General features: G+C 74.2%; 2 protein-coding genes. Both read left to right on the top strand.

The genetic code is table 11. The features are described from left to right. On the top strand, positions 1–1,384 hold a 1,384-nt coding region (locus tag SACSA_RS22345; protein WP_269634788.1), incomplete at its 5' end, for an SbcC/MukB-like Walker B domain-containing protein. Beyond that, positions 1,381–1,906, top strand: a 526-nt coding sequence (locus tag SACSA_RS0110080; RefSeq protein ID WP_048876631.1) for a TIGR02679 domain-containing protein, incomplete at its 3' end; no start/stop codon positions are given. The genes SACSA_RS22345 and SACSA_RS0110080, both read left to right, overlap by 4 nt.

Genomic DNA, 1,906 nt, shown 5'->3' with positions numbered 1-1,906 from the left:
CGCCGAGGCCGACGCCGTGGCCGAGCGGCTGGACGCGGTGGAAAGCACGGTCGGCGCCGACTACCGGCAGGTGCTGGCCGAGCTGGACGGGCTGCGCCGCACGCGCGAACAGCTGCGCGAACAGCTGCGGGCCGCGCGGAATGCGGTGGACGAGCTGGGCCAGCGGCGGGTCGCGCTGGAGGCGAAACGCAACCGCACCGCCGAACAGCGGGACGAGGCGGTCCGCGAGCGGGACACCGCGACCGAGGGGTTCCGGCACCTGGCCCTGCGCACGTTCCCCGACGACGCGGGGATCGAGCTGACGCTGTCGTCCGCCGACGACGCGGCCGCGACGCGAGAGGCCGCCCGGGCGGTGGCGGCGGCCCTGCCGGACGAGACGTTCACCGAGACGGCGATCAGCACCGCGCTGAACGCGCTGATCGAGACCGTGCACGCCTGCCGGGACACGCTCAGCGGACGGGCCGATCTGCAGCCGGAGACCGAGGGCCGGGTGCACGAGCTCACCGCGACGGTCGACGGGGTCCGGGTGGGGGCGCACCGGCTGCACACGATCCTGCGGGAGGACGCCGAGCGCAGCCGCGGCGACATCACCGCCGCCGAGCGGGAGTTGTTCGACAAGACGCTGACCGGTGACATCCGCCGACAGCTCGCCGAGCGCATCCGCCAGGCGAACGAGATGGTGGACGCGATGAACGCCCGGCTGCAGCGGGTGCGCACCGCGTCGCGGGTGGCGGTGAAACTGGTGTGGGAGGTGAACCCGGAGCTGCCCGCGGGCACCCGGGACGCCCGGGACCTGCTGTTGAAGACGCCGGGGCGGCGGTCCGACGGGGACACGGAGTCGCTGCACCGGTTCTTCCGGGAGCGGATCGAGCAGGCGAAGGCGGACAACACCGCGTCGAGCTGGCAGGAGCAGCTGGCGCGGGTGTTCGACTACACCGCCTGGCACCGGTTCGTGGTGAAGCTGGACCGGGCCGACGGGCGCGGGTGGCAGCCGTTGACGAAGAAGCTGCACGGTGCCCTCTCCGGCGGGGAGAAGGCGATCGCGCTGCACCTGCCGCTGTTCGCGGCGGTGGCGGCGCACTACCAGTCGGTTCCCGAGGCGCCCCGGCTGATCCTGCTGGACGAGGTGTTCGTCGGGGTGGACTCGGACAACCGGGGGCAGGTGTTCGACCTGCTCACCTCGCTCGACCTGGACCTGATGCTGACCTCCGACCACGAGTGGGGCGCCTACCGCGAACTCCCCGGGATCGCGGTGCACCAGCTCATCACCGGCGACGTCCCGGGCGGCGCGAGTGGCGCGTCCGGTGGGTCCGACGTGGACGACGCGGTGACCACCGCGCGGTTCGTGTGGACCGGCGCGGGCTGGGAGGACGGGGAGTCATGAGCCTGCCCGCGGCAGTGTGTGTGCCCGAGCTGCGTCCGTTGTGGACGGCCGTGCACGGGCGGCTGTCCACCGGCAGGCGGGTGACCAGCGTGCGGGTCGGTCCGCTCGACGAGGCGCAGCGCGACGCGGTGGCCGACCTGCTGGGGCTGGCGCGCAGGCCCGGCACACACTGTTCGGTGTCGCTGGCGACGCTGGAGGCGGTGCTGGACGACCTGGGCACGGACATCACCGAGGTGGTCTCCGACCTGGTGGGCCCGGTCGGCGACCGTGCCGCGGAACGCGCGCGGGCGGAAGCGGAGCGGGTGGCGCTGTGGGAGTGGTTGGAGCACCACCCGGAGGTGCGCGGGCGCCCCGCGCTGGAGGAATGGGCACGGCAGGTGCGCCGTGCCGGGGTGCGGGGGTCGGTGGTCGGCACCCGGCGGGATCTGGAGGCGGCGCTGGCGGTGCTGGCGCGGCTGCCCGCCGAAGGGCGGCCGTTGCCGACCCTGGCGGGCGAGGTGCTCGGCGACACGCACGCACTCG

This window comes from Saccharomonospora saliphila YIM 90502 (assembly GCF_000383795.1).
Taxonomy (GTDB): domain Bacteria; phylum Actinomycetota; class Actinomycetes; order Mycobacteriales; family Pseudonocardiaceae; genus Saccharomonospora; species Saccharomonospora saliphila.
The sequence above is the reverse complement of the archived record's forward strand: the minus strand, read 5'-3'. Positions and strand labels throughout refer to the sequence as shown.